General features: G+C 56.9%; 7 protein-coding genes. All 7 read right to left on the reverse strand.

Annotated elements, in window-relative coordinates; genetic code table 11:
* Window positions 1–4 precede the first annotated feature (4 nt).
* Entirely contained in the window at window positions 5–691 is a 687-nt protein-coding gene (locus tag URZ40_RS03760) for a response regulator transcription factor (protein WP_116342818.1), read from the reverse strand.
* 50 nt (window positions 692–741) lie between these two features.
* Window positions 742–2,202 (reverse strand): TolC family protein, encoded by a 1,461-nt coding sequence (locus tag URZ40_RS03765; RefSeq protein ID WP_320719788.1) that lies wholly within the window; start codon window positions 2,200–2,202, stop codon window positions 742–744.
* Between the two features lies 1 nt (window position 2,203).
* Window positions 2,204–3,439, reverse strand: coding sequence for an HlyD family type I secretion periplasmic adaptor subunit (locus tag URZ40_RS03770; protein WP_233003173.1), 1,236 nt, complete (start codon window positions 3,437–3,439; stop codon window positions 2,204–2,206).
* Window positions 3,436–5,694 (reverse strand): type I secretion system permease/ATPase, encoded by a 2,259-nt coding sequence (locus tag URZ40_RS03775; RefSeq protein ID WP_162874987.1) that lies wholly within the window; start codon window positions 5,692–5,694, stop codon window positions 3,436–3,438. Before URZ40_RS03775 ends, URZ40_RS03770 begins: the two co-directional genes overlap by 4 nt.
* Window positions 5,695–5,909: 215 nt before the next feature.
* Complete coding sequence (locus tag URZ40_RS03780; RefSeq protein ID WP_096928588.1) at window positions 5,910–6,815, reverse strand: OmpA family protein; 906 nt, start codon at window positions 6,813–6,815, stop codon at window positions 5,910–5,912.
* A 44-nt stretch (window positions 6,816–6,859) separates the two neighbouring features.
* Window positions 6,860–12,247: an Ig-like domain-containing protein gene (locus URZ40_RS03785; RefSeq protein WP_320719792.1), complete on the reverse strand. Its 5,388-nt coding sequence runs from the start codon at window positions 12,245–12,247 to the stop codon at window positions 6,860–6,862.
* 86 nt (window positions 12,248–12,333) lie between these two features.
* Window positions 12,334–17,241 carry an Ig-like domain-containing protein gene (locus tag URZ40_RS03790; protein ID WP_320719793.1) on the reverse strand — a complete coding sequence of 1,636 codons (4,908 nt, stop codon included), beginning with the start codon at window positions 17,239–17,241 and terminating at the stop codon, window positions 12,334–12,336.
* Window positions 17,242–17,283 lie beyond the last annotated feature (42 nt).

Genomic DNA, 17,283 nt, shown 5'->3' on the forward strand with positions numbered 1-17,283 from the left:
ACACTCACAGCAGTTGGTCGTGCCAGAGGAACAGCTCAGGGTCGGTCTTCACGCCCAGCTTTTTCATTGCGGATTTCTTCTGGCCGCTAACCGTTTTGCGGCTCCGGCTGAACTTCTCAGAAATTTGCAGCACCGACATACCGGAAAGGAAAAGGCGTAACACCTCCAGTTCCCGGGCAGAAAGCTGGTCCAGACGGCCAATGCCGTCAATTACATGCTGTTCATCTTCAGCGTCACCGGATGCAGATGGCTCGGAGATAAGATAAAACTCCTTCTCCATGCTTTCGGAAAGGCAGATATGCCCAGCCGCCACGCGGCGCACGGCATCCACCACTTCCGAGGCGTCACGGCTTTTGCCGATATGCCCGCGCACGCCTGCCTTCAGCGCCATACGAACAATGGCGGTATTTTCCAGCGTCGATGAGATCAAAATTTTCAGCCAGGGAAAATTGCTCATTAACTGCTTAATCATCGGCAATCCGTCAATGTCTTCATCCCCGAGCAAATAGTCGAGGATAAGCACATCAATCCGGTTGGTACGTAAAAAGTTAATCAGATCAATGCGGCTGGCAAAGCTGCCCTTCAGTTCGAAATCCGGCTCCTGGCTGAAAATAATTTCCAGCCCTTTGCGGACAATCGGATGATCGTCGAGTAAGGCGATATAAATTTTCTTTCCTGAATACTGATTCATCTGCACTCTCTTTCTGTGCCTGCTGTGTGGGTCATTATAAAAATGGCTGGTTACTGCTTTCTCAGCCACTGCAATAATGTTCCCGCACTGGCATAACTACGAAAAATAGCAGCGTAAGCGTCAAAGCGGTTGGTGGCTTCTGCAACCTGGTTACCGTAATAATCACTTTCTGCACTCAGCACATCCAGCAGGGTTCGTCTGCCAAGGTGGTACCATTGATCGAAGAAATCATGGCGAATGCGATCGGATTCAAAGGCTAAGTCATGGTACAACTCAGCGCGTTCCAGCATGCTGCGGGCGTCCTGATCCGCCGCGCGCACGCGGTTATCCAAATCGCGTAACTGTTTTTCTATAGTTTCTCTGCTGGCGTCCGCACGACGCGCGGCAGAGAGTGCAGCGGCTCGCTGAGAACCGCCGCGGAAAATCGGCCAGCTCACGTTCACACCCGTCTCCCAGGACTGTTCACGCCCCAGTTCGTCACGCCCGGTGCTTTTGCCCACGTTCCAGGTCACTGTCGGGTAAGAGGCCGAGCGCGCGACATCCGCATCCGCCAGCGCCGACGCGGTCTCCGCCTGAGCCTGGCGAATCGTCGGATGCGTGTCGATGGCCGAAAGCTGTGTCGTCAGTTCACCCGGTTTCAGGTTCCAGGTCGTCGCCGCAGGCAGGGGTACTTTTTTGTCCCCCAGCAGGCGGTTAAGGGTAATTTCAGTATCTCGCGCACGTGAGACGGCCGTGTCCAGCGACGATTGCGCCTGGAGCAGCCGCCCCCGGGCCTGCGTCAGCTCGCTGCGGCGCCCCTGATCAACCTTCACGATCCCGTCCAGCATCTCAACCAGCTCGTTCATCCGCGCCACATACTTTTGGCTCAGACTGATAATCTGGCGCTGCTTGCTCAGTTCGACGAGCGCGCTGCTGACCTGCCAGGCGATATCTTCCGCCTGGGCATCGACGTTATTTTTCGCCGCGTCATGCAGGGCTTCACGGCTTTTGATGGTGTTACTGGTGCGGCCAAAATCGAGCAGTGTGGTCGCCATATTCACGGTGACCGCCGGTCGGCTGTCGCTGTAGCGACGCTCACCACCACCAAACTGATAACTTTTGGAACGGGTGCCGACATCAATCTGCGGCCAGCGCTGACCTTTCGCTTCGTCAACATTCGCTTCTGCCGCTTCAGTATTATAATTCGCACCACGCACTTCGGGGCTGATACTGAGCGCGGTATTCACCGCATCATTAAACAGGGCGCGAATTTCCCTTTCGCTGGGCGTGCGGGCCGTATTATCACGTTTCGGCGCGGCGGCCGCATGTGTCACCGGCGCCTGCTCCACTAACGGCGCAGCGGGTGCGGGCGGTGTCGAGGCCATCACCATGCGAGATTTTACCGCAGGGTCTACAGGCGCAAAGGCTAATAAGCCATCGCTATTGGCGGTACTTTTAGCCGATGCCAGGCAAGCCGCGGCCGTTAACAGCGCCGCCAGGCGGCGCTGCATAAAAATAGAGTTACTTTTCATATTAACGCTCGCGGAACGCTTCCTTCGCTTTGAAGATAGGTTTCAACAGGTAATCGAGAATGGTTTTTTCACCGGTGCGGATTTCAACCGTGGCAATCATGCCGGGAATGATAGGCAGAGATTTACCGCCCGCATTCAGCGTGCTGCTGTCAGTTAATACCATCACCCGGTAATAGGTGTCGTCAGGGCGGCCAGCGGCGGCTTTGGCGTCATCCTTCAGCGTATCCGGGCTGACCAGAGACACGTGCCCTTTCAGGCCACCGTAGATGCCGAAATCGTATGCGGTGATTTTCACCATTGCCGGTAATCCGGCATGCAGGAAGGCGACGTCAGACGGTTTGATTTTCCCTTCAACCAGCAGCTGGTCTTCCAGCGGCACGATTTCCATAATGTGTTCACCGGGCTGGATAACGCCGCCGATGGTGGTGACACGCACGTTTTTCACGGTGCCTTTTACCAGCGCGGAGATGGTTGTCCGGCTCACCACGTCGGCACGTCCTGTCAGGCTCTCTTCGGCCTGCACCAGATCCAGCTCCTGGCGAATCAGCTCGGCGTTGGCATCCGCCTGATAGCGGTTACGACGCTCGACAATTTGCGATTGCAGGTCATTCGCCTGACGACGCATACGCAGCAGCTCCACTTCTGAGAGCAGGCCGCGCGCGGCCAGCGGCTCGGACATGGCAATTTCGTTTTGCGCCAGGCGGTAGCTTTTCTCGAGCGAGGCCACCCCTTCTTCCAGCGCCTGTTTGCGGCTGTTGTAGGCGCGGGTTTCCAGGTCCACTTCGGAAGGGTACTGTTTCACCCGGTCGCTAAACGTCAGCGGCAGGCCGTAGGCTTCTGCACGCAGGCGGTTAACGGTCGCTTCCAGCGCCACCACTTTACGCAGCGTCTCCTGATAGCTGGACTGGGCGCGGGTCGGGTCTATTTTCAGCAGTACCTGCCCCGGCTCGACAATGTCACCCTCGCGGACGTTCAGCTCTTCGAGAATCCCGCCTTCCAGGCTCTGGATTATTTGCTCGCGGCTTTTCGAGACGATTTTCGCGTCACCTTTGGTGATCTCCTCCACTTTGGCGAAATGCGCCCAGGTTAAAAACCCGACGAACACCGCCAGAATCAGCCATAGCACCAGGCGCGACTTTGGCGTGGTCTGGGAGAATAGCGCTTCCTGGATATCGCTCATCCAGGCGGCATCACGCGCGGATAATGCCTTGCTGTTGTTACGTTTTAAGAATTTCATGCGCTGGCCTCCACGGGCTGTTTTCCTGTAGCGGCTTTTGCAGGGGTACTGTCGTTTGCGGGTGCGCCGTTCAGAGCGGCCAGCACCTGCTGTTTAGGACCATCGGCCACAATTTTGCCGTCATCAATAATGACCATGCGATCGACCAGCGCCAGCAGCGACGGGCGATGGGTAACCACCACCAGCGTGTGTCCGGCGGTCGCGACTTTCAGATGTTGTAAGAAAAGGGCTTCCGTCTGGGAATCCATCGCGCTGGTCGGTTCATCCAGCAGCAAGAGATTCGGTTTCGCCAGCAGCGTACGCGCCAGTGATACCAGCTGACGCTGACCGCCGGACAAACTGTTGCCCTGCTCGCCAACAGGCATGTGGATACCGCGCGGGTGACGCGCCGCAATCTGATCCAGCCCCGTCAGACGCAGCACGTGCAGGAATTCATCAGAGGAGGCGTTCTGACGGCCAATCATAATGTTTTCACGCAGGGTGCCGTAAAAGAGGCGCGCTTCCTGGCCGACAAAGCCCACATTATTACGCCAGTCGGAGGGCTCAATCTGGTTCACATCCAGACCGCTGCTGAAGAGCTGCCCTTTCACCGGGGTGTAAAGGCGCGCGATGATGCGCAGCAGGGTCGATTTACCGCTGCCAATTTTGCCGACAATCGCCACGCGCTCGCCCGGCTTGATCGTCAGGTTGACCCCTTTGAGGATCTCCGGGTTTGGCTGCATCGGCGGCGCCGGATAGGAGAAGGTCACGCCTTTCAGCTCAATATCGCCATTCAGCTCAGGCTGTTTGATGTAATCAATGTCGCTGCTGCGATCGGTCGGGTGTTCCATCAGCCTGTTCAGCGAGCCCAGCGCGGCTTTCGCTTGCTGATAACGCACGGCTAAACCAATCACCTGGCTTAATGGCGCGGTCACGCGACCCGCCAGCATCACGGTACCGATCAGCGCACCCTGGGTCAGGTTACCGGCATCGATCAGGTATACACCGGTGACGATCAGCATCACCGTCTGCAGCTGCTGCAGGAAACTCACCGAGTTCATCGCCAGCGTCGAATAATGTTTTGACGCCGCCGCGCTGGAAGATTGCATGGCGCTGAATTTCTGCCAGCGGCTCTGCATCCAGGATTCACCGCCGACCGATTTCAGGGTTTCCATGCCTTCAATGGATTCAATCAGTACGCCCTGCTTTAACGAGGCTTCCTGCAGGCTGGCTTTCATTACCTTCGCCAGCGGCCACTGGATAAGCAGGCTGACGATCAGGATCATCGGCAACATCAGCATTGGAATAAAGGCCAGCGTACCGCCGATGGCAAAAATAATGCCGATAAACAGCAGCACAAAAGGTAAGTCGGCAATGGCCGCCAGGGTGGCTGATGAGACGAAGTCACGCACGGATTCAAACTCGCGCAGCTGGTTGGCAAACGAGCCGGAGGAGGCCGGTTTATGCTCCATTTTGACCGCCAGCGACTGACGGAACAGAACGCTGCCGACAATCAAATCCGCTTTCTTGCCGGCGGTGTCGAGCAGATGCGCCCGCACGGTACGGGTAATGGCCTCAAAGACCATCGCCACCAGTACGCCAGCCGCCAGCGACCAGAGCGTCGTAAAGGCCTGGTTAGGGATAACGCGGTCATACACGTTCATGGTGAAGAATACCGTTGCCAGCGCGAGCACGTTGACCAGCACCGACGCCAGCGCCGCGCTGCGGTAGTAGCTGCGATAGCGCCACAGGGTACTGAACAGCCAGTGACCTTTTGGTTGCGGCGGCGCGATATCGCTGACCCGGCTGTCAATGCGCGCAGTTGGTTTCGCCGCAATGGCATAACCGACATACAGCTCGCTGAGCGCCTCATGGTTCAGCTCAACCGGCTCGTCGCCCACTTCCGGCATGATCAGGGAGTAGAACAGATCCCATTTATCGTCGGCATTTTTACGACGCTCGCGCGCAAGCAGCACCATGCCGCCCGCACCTTTGCGCAGCAGAATCATGGGGAAAACCTGCTCGGGCAGTTCCGCACTATTACGCTTGATGAGCCCCCCGGTGATACCGGCATTTTTAAGCGCATCAAGCGCTAAAGAGGGTGTGAGAGTTTGTTCAACAGGCAGACCAGCCAGCAAGACATCGTCGCTCTTACCCAGACCATAATGATCGGACAGCCAGGCAATGCTTCTGAGCAGAGTGTCGTCATTGAGTCGGGTATCACGGGCGATAGTGTGCAGCTGTTCCTCCTGGGTATTGGCCATTGAGGATTCCATAATTCGCGTGTTCCTGGTTGTTAAAAGACAGTTAAATCAAAAAGATAAAATGACTTTTTGAGATGAATTAGGAATATTCTGTCACGCGGAATGGTCTTGCCTTAATGAGACCTGTCTCAATGGAACTGGTTATTTTTTGTCACGAAACAGGTTTTAGAGAGGAAACAGGGGGAAAAGATGGTGCCCTCCCGTTACGGGAAGGCAGGGTTTAGCGATTATTTCTGCGCAGGAGCAGTCACGTTCTGATCGCCGCTTACGCGTACCACAACACGGCGGTTAGGCGACAGACAGGAGATCAACGCGCTCTTGTTCGAGGCGTCACAGTCATTGACTACAGGCTCATTGCTGCCCACGCTGGTCGCCGTCATCAGGCGAGCCGGAAGACCGTTTTCAGCCAGCATGGTGCGGACAGTCTGCGCGCGCTTCAGGCCAAGCGCATAGTTGCTACGATCGCTGCCGATGGCGTCCGTGTGGCCGATCACTTGGATCTGTTTCAGTTCAACGTTTTCACGTTTGATCGTCGCCACCAGATCTTTTACTGCCTGGCGACCCTGAGCGGAAACGCCCTTCTCATTTCCCTTACCGAAGCGGAACATCACATCGCCCGAGAGGGTGTAATCTTTGTACTGTGGCGCAAGGTTCTTACAGGCCTCTACGCTTGAGGCACGGGACAGCACGTGCGTCTGCTCACGCAGACCAGCGAGATCCTTTTCCGCCTGCTCGCGCGTACGGGCTTCCGGCACCGCATTCATGGTTGAGCTGACGCGCACGAAATAGGTCTGGCCGCCGCTCATCTCGACGTTGTAGCCCTGCTCTTTGCCGCGATACTGCGGTGCATCATTCTGGTACGCGCCCAGATTATGCTTGCCCGGCGCCAGACAGAAAACGGTATAGCCGCCCGGCAGCAGTGCGTCGTGGAATTCGTTATCGACATAAATATGCGCTGCGCCACCTGCGGTGTTGCTGGCATCACGGTAGTAAACCACCTGCGTCTGCGTCTGGCCGACGGGAGCGACAGGCTGATAGGTCTTACCAAAATTCTCCGCCGCCAGCGCCGGGTGGATAACAAATGCGGAGGTAGTAAACAGCGCCGCGAATAAAGAGGTCTTGAAAAAAGTCATAAATCCTCCACAGGCCCCCTCCCGGGGGCCTGGAAAAGTTTTAGTTAGTGATTATTCACGTTGACGGTGACGCCGTTCTGCACCAGCAGTTCAACATCAAGGTTTTCCACCTGGTAAACCTGATATTCCACGCCGGAAACTTTAACGTTGCCTGCATTGGTCCAGTTACCCGGATCGCTGTTGTCTGGCAGCAGATCGCTCAGGTTCACAACATCACCTTTGTTACCCTGAACCATCATCTGTTTATTGCCATCGGCGATAAACAGATCTTTCTCAGCGTGAGTCAGCACGTCGTTCAGACTGATATTCAGCTTGTCCTGCTTGCTGTTGGTCAGATCAATGGTCTTGTGCTGGAGGTTATCCAGATTGATCTCATGACCGTTCAGCGTGCTGACGGCATGGGTGTTGTCGTCATGCTGCTCTTCCGTGCTCATCATCATGCTTCTGGAGGCAGTGCGGGTGGTGTTAACCGTCCAGCGAACATCATCAATCATGTACTGATCGGTGTTGATGGTATTACCACCGCCCGACAGACCACTGCTGGCCCCACGCCCCATATGGAAGACAATATTGCCAATCTCGCGTCCCGCTGGTGCGGTGGCGGAGAAGGTCGCTTCCCCAGAAGGCAGATACCCGGATGAAATCACCTTGCCTGCAGTATCGTAGACAATGAAGGTGGATTTCACGACACTCGATTGAATTGAGTCGTTTGCACCGGAAAGCTTCATGCTTACCGCATTCACACCATCAAAATGCATGGTGATATCACCGGTCAGTGCCAGTTTACGGCTATTCCCTACACCCCACTGATAAATTGAACCACCGTAACCCGGATAATAGTTATCGCTTAACGTAAATTTCAGACCACTCGCCAGTGTAACCAGCCCCTTCCCATAGCTCTGTGGGGTCAGCGCATTAAAGTCCTCAAAGCCACTTGTTTTCGGTGAGATTACCGTCAGGCTACGGGAAACACCCGCACTCCTGTTACCCGCCTGATCAATCGAGAAGACGCTAAAGGTATGGTTACCCAGCGGCAGTGCAGACGGTGTAAAGCTCCAGCTACCCGTCGCCGAGGCGGTGGTCGAGTAGGTGCCACCATTCACGGCGATATAGACCGTACTGCCTGCCTCCGCCGTACCGTTCAACGTTGGCGTGCTGTCATCCGTTTTACCCAGGTTGGCAACATTGCCGGTTTCATTCCCGACGTTATCCATCACGCTGGTAATGGTCGGTGCTGCGTTAACCGTATCAACCACTACATAGTGCTGGTTACCCAGAGCACTCTTGTTGCCCGCCAGGTCAGTCTGATTAGCACGGAAATACCAGGTTCCATCCTGCAATGCCTTCGGAATTTCCAGGCTCCAGGTACCGTCCGCTTTGGCGGTGGTGGTGTAAACGAGGTTTGTACCGCTCGTCCACCCCTGACTACCCAGCGCCAGCACGATTTCGATCTTCGCGCCCGCTTCCGCACCGTTACCGGTGATGGTCGGACGGTTGTCGTTAGTACGATCTCCGTCAACCAGGTTACCGACTTTACCGCCCGCCACGTTATCAGTAATAACCGTTACGTTCGGCGCGGCAGCCACGGTATCGACAACAACATAGTGCTGGTTCCCCAGAGCGCTCTTGTTGCCCGCCAGGTCAGTCTGATTAGCACGGAAGTACCAGGTGCCATCCTGCAATGCCTTCGGAATTTCAAGGCTCCAGGTACCATCGGCTTTGGCCGTGGTGGTGTAGACGAGGTTTGTACCGCTCGTCCATCCCTGGTTACCCAGCGCCAGCACGATCTCAATCTTCGCACCCGCTTCGGCACCATTACCGGTAATGGTCGGACGGTTATCGTTAGTACGATCTCCGTCAACCAGGTTACCGACTTTACCGCCGGTCACGTTATCAGAGATAACCGTTACGTTCGGTGCGGCCACCACGGTATCCACGGTAATCGCGAAGTTGGTGGAGTTCTCCGAACGGTTCCCGGCTTTATCAACAGAGTAAGCCTGGAAGTTATACGTCTGGTTATAGTTGGTGGTCAGCGGGAAAGACCATTGTCCATTCGCACCCGCCGTGGTTGAACCATGCACCCCACCGTTTGCCGGGTTGATGATATACACCACGCTGCCCGCTTCCGCCGTGCCGCGTAAATCCAGCGTTCTGTCGTTGGTTACGCCACCGTTACCCACCAGACCGTTATACACACCGCCCTGAACGTCATCCCAGGAGCCGGTAATGACAGGTGCGTTATTGACCGTATCAACTGTAATCGAGAACTTCGCAGAGTCCACTGAACGGTTGCCCGCCGGATCGACAGAGTACGCATGGAAGTCGTACTGCTGGTTGTAGTTAGTCGTGACAGGGAATGCCCAGTTACCTTTCGCATCCGCCGTCACGGAACCCGCAACAGTGCCATAGTTATCGATCACAATGTAAACAACACTATTTGCTTCCGCCGTGCCGCGTAAATCCAGCGTTCTGTCGTTGGTCACACCGCCATTACCCACCAGACCGTTATATACACCGCCCTGGACATCATCCCAGGAGCCGGTAATAACCGGCGCGTTTGGCGCTTCGGTATCAATGGTCAGGCTCCACGCAGCCGTTGGTGCGCTCTTCACGCCGGTCGGGCTCTGGAATACCGCTGTCAGAGACAGCTCAGTGCCGTTGTTCTGCTGTGGCAGCGTATAGTTCCAGGTATTTGCTGGGCCTACGGTGACCGAGTCAAGCAGTCGGGTACCGTCGTAGATAAACACCACATCACCTGCCACACCTTTACCGTACAGGGTTGGGGTGGTGTCATCGGTCACGGCCGGGTTCGCCAGATCGCCCTGAACCAGACCCACGTCATCCGCGACGCGATCCAGAGAACCTGTCGGCACTCGCGTATCCAGCGTCAGTTCGAACGGTGCGGTTTGTGCACTCTCACCTGCGCCTGCGTCTTCGCTGGCGGTGATCTTATAGGTTGCATCCGCTGTCAGCGCCGGGCTGAGGGTGTACTGCCATGCACCGGTTACGGCGTCAGCGCGCACGCTGTCGATGTATTTGCCATCAACGTACACTTTCACCAGGGCACCCGCCGTCGCACGGCCCACCACTGTTGGGGTCGTGTCGTCAGTGTGGCTACCGCTGCCCAGATTACCGACGAAGTCGCCCTGATCGTCCACAACGTGGCTGATGGAAACACCGTTACGGCTGGTATCCACGATAAAGTGGATCGGCGCAGACTCAGGACCCACGTTACCGGCTTTGTCTTCGATAGAGACTTTCCAGGTATAGTCGCCATCCGCCAGCGCTGGTGCCGGGGTGTAGCTCCAGTTACCTTTCTCGTCTACCGGTACGCGCACGGTAGTACCGTTACCCAGATCGATAATCGCGGTACCGTTCGCCTCACCCTTACCACGGTAGGTTGGGGTGTTGTCATCGGTGGTGCCGTCATTGGCGATGAGACCCGGCGTGCCGAAGTCGTCCCACAGCTCAATGTCCGTAGGTGCCAGCGGATCAACGGAATCGACAATAATCACCCACTCGCCGGTTTCCGGACCGCGGTTACCGGTTCTGTCTTCGGCCACAGCACGGAAGCGGTGCTCGCCCTGCGGCAGATCAGAATCAAAGTCAATGGTCCAGCGGCCACCCGTTACCACGGCACTGCCGATCGGATCCGGGTTAGTGCCATCGTACAGATAGACCGTGGTGCCATCCTGTGCGGTACCGGTAATGGTCGGGCGTGCGTCGTTCGTGATGCCGCCGTTTTGTACCGTACCCACGTGCGCGTCAACGTCGTCGATCACGTCAGTAATGGCCGGAGCCGTCGGAATACCGCCCGCCAGCAGGTCAAACGAGAACGCGTCAGACGGCTCGGAACGCAGCCCCGCTTTGTCCTGCGCCACAACGGTGACATCGTAATGGCCGTTGGCCATGCCCAGTGCTGGCGTCCAGGTCCAGATCCCGGTTGAGGCGTCAGCGGTCACAGAGTCAACGGTTTTCCCGTTCACAATGATAAACACCAGGCTGCCCTTCTCGGCCGTACCGGTAAAGTCTGGAGTGCTGTCGTCCGTAATACCACCGTTAGCGATATTGCCGGTCTGCTGACCTGCGTCATCATAAACGGTATCGATCGTCGGTTTTGCCGGCGGCTGCGTGTCGACGATAAAGTCGATCGGATCGGACGGCTCGCTGGCGTTGCCCGCAGGATCGGTGATCACGACTACCGCTTCATGTTCGCCTTCCGGCAGCGGTTTCTCCGGGGTCACTTCCCATTTACCGTCGTCACCGACAATCGCGGTCCCCACGACTTCGTCATCAACAATCAGTTCAACGGTATCGCCAGGCACGGCGCCTTCGCCGCTGAATACCGGCTGCGTGTCATCCGTGGTGTCACCGTTGTGAATAGGGCCGACATCCGGACCCTGGTCGTCCTCGACGTCGCCAATAATCGGTTTGTTTGGTGCTTCAGTATCAATCACCAGCTTCCACGGTGCGGTCGGTGCGCTTTCCACACCGGTCGGGCCACGGAAGACCACGCTGACGTCCAGCGCAGTGCCGTTCGTCTGCTCAGGCAGGGTGTATTCCCAGCTGCCGTCAGGGCGAACAGTGACTGAATCAATGATGTCGCTGCCGTTGCGCACGAACACGATATCCCCCGGACGGCCGGTACCGTGCAGGGTTGGGGTGGTGTCATCGGTCACGCCCGGGTTGGCCACATCACCCTTATAACGGCCTTCGTTGTCTTCAATACGATCGAAGGTGCCGGTCGGCACAACGGTATCTACCGTCAACAGGAACGGACGCGTCGGCGCAGGGATTTCGCCTGGGCCGCTATACTCGCCCGCGGTGATTTCGTAGGTTTTACCCGATTCCAGCGCCGGGTTGATCTCAATCGCCCACTCGCCGGTTGTCGGATCGGCCGTCATTGAACCAACCGGGTTACCGTCCACATACAGCGTTACCAGAGAACCCGGCGTCGCCGTCCCCACGATAACCGGGTTAACATCATCCGTGCTGCTGCCGCTTGCCAGCGGGTTGGTCAGCGTACCGGTGTTATCTTCAGCGTGGCTGATGGAGACCGCATTACCTACCGTATCGATGGTGAAGCTGATTGGCGGGGTAGACGGACCGCGGTTGCCCTGATTGTCTTCCAGAGCGACTGACCAGGTATAAGACCCGTCAGCCAGCGCAGGCGCAGGGGTCCAGCTCCAGATACCTTCTGAACTGACCGGTACGCGAACGCTCTGACCGCCACCGAGGTCGATCACCGCCGTCATGCCCGCCTCACCCTTACCGCTAAAGGTTGGGGTGTTATCTTCGCTCGGATCGCCGTTGTGAATTTCACGCGGGAACTGGTAGTCGTTCCACAGTAAAATGTCTGTCGGCAGCGGTGGCAATGTCGCCATTGCGGCGATATTTTCGGTATTGTTGTTAGAAGTAATGGTCTTTTTCATACAATTTTCCAAATGAATTCTGTTTATGTTTTGGTCTAAAACGTTCTGGAGGCTCCGGTGCAGGAGCCTCACTTTCCTGGCATCAATTAATGGTTCTGTAGCGTGACCGTGACTCCCATCTGAACGAGGATCTCGGTATTCAGGCTATCCATCTGATAAGACTGATACTCCACTCCCCCAACATTCACCGTCCCGCCATCGGTCCAGTTACCCGGGTCCATACCGTTCGGCAGCAGGTCGCTCAGATTCACCGTGTCCCCCGCGTCGCCCTTCACCATCATTTGGTTGAAGTCGTTGTCGTGGAACAGGTTCTGCGTGGCGTTTTCCAGCACATCCCCCGCACTCAGCGTCAGGGTGTTGTTGCCTGTTCCCGTAATGTCGAACACTTCCACTGACTGGACAGGGTGGGTCAGCGCGCTCAGGTCGAGGTGCTGATCCGCCCCCAGCAGCTTCAGCGTGTCGGTGCCTTCTCCACCCTGAATCACCGCACCGGTCAGGCTGGCCACGTCCGCAACCTGATACAGGTTGTCCGCTGCGTCCCCGTACCAGACATCGCCCTGGTTATCCGCCAGGAACTCACCCGGGGTGACGGTTTTCGCCGTTCCGCTCACCACCAGGTTATCGATGCTGAAACCAAACCCGGTGCTTGTTGGTTGCTCCTCGTGGTGGATCTCCATCCGGTAAACCGGTGTATCATCCGGGCTGGTAAACGACACCGGGACGTTACGGTTGCTGAGGAAAGCACTCACCGTCTGCGAACTAATCTCATTGCCGTTGATGTCGTAGAACGTCACCACCGTCGATGGGCCAGCAAGGCGCGGGTTGAAAACGAAATCGATCGTTTTAGCGCCATACTGGAAATCAACGAACATGCTGCCTGCCATCCCGTTATCTCCTGAGCTACTGTAGAGATACAGACTGTTGGTGCTACCCGTACCAATGACCTGTTTGTTGAACTCATAATCCGTCGGGCCGGTACCTGGTGTGTGGGAGAAACGCATCCCGTGTACCCACGCTCCCGCGTTAATGTCCGCGAACTCCGTGTCGTCTTCGAAGTTGTTGGTACTGGTAAACGCGCTGGTGCGGTAGCTGGAGCTGTTACCCGCCGCGTCAACAATCGCCGCGCCCACCGGAATATCGGTGTAGCCACCCGCAGGCATGGTCAGGGTCACGTTGCCGTTAGCAATGTCGGCAGCCGTCAGCGTATGGGTCACGGTAACGTCGCCGTTCTTCACCAGCACGGTGTCGCCCTCGACAATCCCGCTGCCTGGCAGCGTTACCGTCACGTCATTACCGCTGCGCACCACGTCGGTCGGTGCATCAGGTGCCACCTGATCCAGCACCACTTTCTGCGAGGATTCGGTGTAGTTCCCGGCGATATCGACCACACGCGTCAGGACAGTCCAGTCAGCACTGTGTCCCTGTCCGTCAACAAACGCCCATTTGTCGCCGTCGACCATCGCTTCAAGCCAGGTGTTCCCGCCGTCAGTGGAGACCAGTACTTTCCCGCCTGCTTCCAGCGGAGCTGAGAGATGACCGCTGACCAGGCTACCGGCTTTACCACTGTTAGTGATGAAGTCGCTGCCGCTGACACCGGAGTCCTGGGTCATCGCATCCACCACCGCGCTGCTTGTCGGCGCGTCGGTATCAATGGTGATTTTCCACTCCGCGGACGGGGCGCTTCTCACGCCGGTCGGACTCTGGAACACCGTCTTCAGGGCCAGTTCCGCGCCGTTGTTCTGTGCAGGCAGTGTAAAGTTCCAGGTGTTGCCCGGGCCTACGGTCACGGAGTCGATCAGCGTGTCACCGTCATAAATAAACACGACATCACCCGCGACGCCGGTCCCGTGCAGAGTTGGCGTGGTGTCATCGGTCACTGCCGGGTTCGCCAGGTCGTCCTGCACCAGACCGACGTCATCCGATACGCTATCGAATGAGCCAACCGGTACGCGGGTATCCAGCGTCAGTTCAAACGGCGCCGTCTGCGCGCTATCACCGGTGCCGGTATTTTCACTGGCGGTGATCTGGTACGTCTTGTCAGTGGTCAGCGCCGGGTTGAAGGTGTATTTCCACGCACCGGTCGCCGGGTCAGCGATCACGGTCTCGACAAAGTTGCCGTCCAGATACACTTTCACTTCGGCACCAGGCGTCGCGCGGCCCACAACGGTTGGTGTCGTGTCATCGGTATGGCTGCCGCTGGCCAGATTGCTCTTCAGTTCGCCTTCATCGTCTTCCACGTGGCTGATAGACACACCGTTGTGGCTGGTGTCCACGGTGAAGTGGATCGGCGCAGACTCTGGTCCAACGTTACCCGCTTTGTCTTCAATCGAGACTTTCCAGGTGTAGTCACCATCCGCCAGGGCCGGTGCCGGGGTGTAGCTCCAGTTACCGCTGCCATCTACCGGCACGCGCACGGTGGTGCCATTACCCAGATCGATGATCGCGGTACCGTTCGCGTCACCCTTACCACGGTAGGTTGGGGTGTTATCGTCGGTGGTACCGTTATCCGCAATAATTCCCGGCGTGCCGAAGTCGTCCCACAGTTCAATGTCCGTAGGTGCCAGCGGTTTAACGGAGTCCACAATAATCATCCACTCGCCGGTTTCCGGGCTGCGGTTGCCCACGGCGTTTTCCGCCACCGCGCGGAAGCGGTGCTCGCCCTGCGAAAGTGCAGTGTCGAAATCAATGGTCCAGGTGCCACCCGTAACCACAGCGCTACCGATTGGCGTCGGGTTAGTGCCGTCATACAGGTAAATGGTCGTCCCGTCCTGACCCGTACCGGTGATGGTCGGTTTGTCATCGTTCGTGATGCCACCCTGCTGTACGGTGCCAACATGGGCATCAACATCATCGATTACGTCCGTGATTGCCGGTGCCGGAGGAATGCCGCCTGCTACCAGCTCAAACGAGAACGCATCGGATGGTTCGGAACGCAGACCCGCTTTGTCTTCGGCAACCACTTTCACATCGTAGTGGCCGTTCGTCAGCGCCGGAGACGGCGTCCAGGTCCACTTACCTGTCGGGTCAGCGGTAACGGAATCCACTTCCTTACCGTTAACAATGATGTGCACCAGGCTATTTTTCTCAGCGGTACCGGTAAAGGCCGGGGTGCTGTCATCGGTGACCTCGCCGTTGGTCAGGTTGCCTGTTTTCAGGCCAGCATCATCAAACACACTATCAATCGTCGGTTTTAACGGCGGCGTGGTGTCTACGATGAAGCCGATCGGATCGGACGGATCGCTGGCGTTACCGACCGGATCAACGATGACGACGACAGCTTCATGATTCCCTTCCGGCAGCGGTTTCTCCGGAGTTACTTCCCACTTGCCGTCATCACCAACAATTGCGGTACCCACAACTTCGTCGTCAATAATCAGACGCACGGTGTCGCCAGGCGTACCCTTGTCGCCACTGAACACCGGCTGGGTATCGTCAGTGGTGTCACCATCATGAATTGGCCCTACGGACGGTCCCTGGTCGTCTTCAACGTCACCAATGACCGGCTTGTCAGGACCTTGCAGATCAACGATAAATTCGAAATCATCAGACGGTTCGCTGGCGTTGCCTTCTGGATCGGTAATCACCACTTTCCCGGTGTGGCTGCCTTCCGGCAACGGTTTCTCAGGGATCACTGCCCACTTGCCATCGTCACCGACGATCGCCGTTCCCACCAGTTCATCGTCCACGATCAGTCTGACGGTATCGCCAGGCGTGCCGTTTTCACCGCGGAACGTCGGCTGCGTGTCGTCAGTCGCACCGCCGTTCTGGATTGGCCCAACAACGGTACCCGCGTCATCTTCTACTTCGCCGATGACCGGTTTTTCTGGCGTAACGATAAATTTAAAGTCATCAGACGGTTCGCTGTCGTTCCCGGCCGGATCGGTGATGATCACCTTACCGGTATGGCTACCTTCCGGCAGAGGGTTTTCCGGCGTCACTTCCCATTTACCGTCTTCACCGACGATCGCCGTGCCGACCACTTCGTCGTCAACGATCAGGCGCACGGTATCGCCAGGCGTGGCACCTTCACCGCGGAAGACCGGCTGTTTATCATCAGTCGCATCGCCGTTTTGGATTGGGCCTGTTTTCGCGCCAACATCGTCTTCCACTTCGCCAATAATCGGCTTAACAGGGGCTTCCAGATCGACGGTGAAATCAAAAGAGTCGCTTGGCGCGCTGGTGCGGCCATCCGGGTCTTTACCGATCAGCACAATGCTGTGGTCGCCGTGCGCCAGCGGGGTTTCCGGCGTCCAGGTCCAGGTGCCGTCAGCGCCGACACGGGTTTCGCCGAGCTTGACGTTGTTTTCCCAGAACTCAACAATATCGCCCGCTTTTCCTGTACCGCTAAACGTTGGCGTGGCGTCATCAGTCACGCCGTTTTGCGGGATCGAGCCGGTTTTGGTGCCGTAATCGTCGTGCACATCGGTCAGTTTAGGGGTAGCAACAGGCGCAACGGTGCCTTTTTTGTCACCGCCATCGTCACGGTTATGACGAATAATGGCGCCCAGGCCTACCAGCGCACCAATCCCGGCTAACGCACCCAGCGCCAGCAGAGCAGGAGAAAATGCGGTGCCCGCAACGGCCAGACCATCGAGACCTGCAATCGCGCCCGCACCCAGCGCCTGGGCGGAAGATTCACCGTCCAGCAGGAACGCGGCTTTGTGGTCGTCGTCGCCATCGGTGGCGATGTACTCATGCCATTGACCGTCTTCGCCTTTACCGACCAGCTCACCCGGGTTATCGAAATAGTCTTCAATGATCAGCTGTGGCTGATCCTCGTCAGTGCCTTCCAGCATGACGAACAGGTCTTTGCCTACGCGTTTCAGCGTAATGTTTTCTGGCGCGACGCCATTCTCCCCTTCAGCAAGAATGTATTTTGCATTCGGGATGGCCTTAATTTTGACAGCACTGCCAACCTTTTCACTGCGCAGAACGTCAGCTTTGACAATCGTATCTTTCTCTACGACTGCAATATTTACTGGCTTGAGAGTCATTTTTTAAATTCTCGTGTAAATAATCGATCTGTGTCCGCGCAA

This window comes from Enterobacter sp. 296B2 (genome assembly GCF_034106185.1).
GTDB classification, from domain to species: Bacteria; Pseudomonadota; Gammaproteobacteria; order Enterobacterales; family Enterobacteriaceae; genus Enterobacter; species Enterobacter cloacae_N.

Bases quoted from the DNA above. Each gene is read 5' to 3' on its own strand.
- URZ40_RS03790 (WP_320719793.1), bottom strand. From the start codon at position 17,241: ATGACTCTCAAGCCAGTAAATATTGCAGTCGTAGAGAAAGATACGATT.
- URZ40_RS03780 (WP_096928588.1), bottom strand. From the start codon at position 6,815: ATGACTTTTTTCAAGACCTCTTTATTCGCGGCGCTGTTTACTACCTCC.
- URZ40_RS03765 (WP_320719788.1), bottom strand. From the start codon at position 2,202: ATGAAAAGTAACTCTATTTTTATGCAGCGCCGCCTGGCGGCGCTGTTA.
- URZ40_RS03770 (WP_233003173.1), bottom strand. From the start codon at position 3,439: ATGAAATTCTTAAAACGTAACAACAGCAAGGCATTATCCGCGCGTGAT.
- URZ40_RS03775 (WP_162874987.1), bottom strand. From the start codon at position 5,694: ATGGAATCCTCAATGGCCAATACCCAGGAGGAACAGCTGCACACTATC.
- URZ40_RS03760 (WP_116342818.1), bottom strand. From the start codon at position 691: ATGAATCAGTATTCAGGAAAGAAAATTTATATCGCCTTACTCGACGAT.
- URZ40_RS03785 (WP_320719792.1), bottom strand. From the start codon at position 12,247: ATGAAAAAGACCATTACTTCTAACAACAATACCGAAAATATCGCCGCA.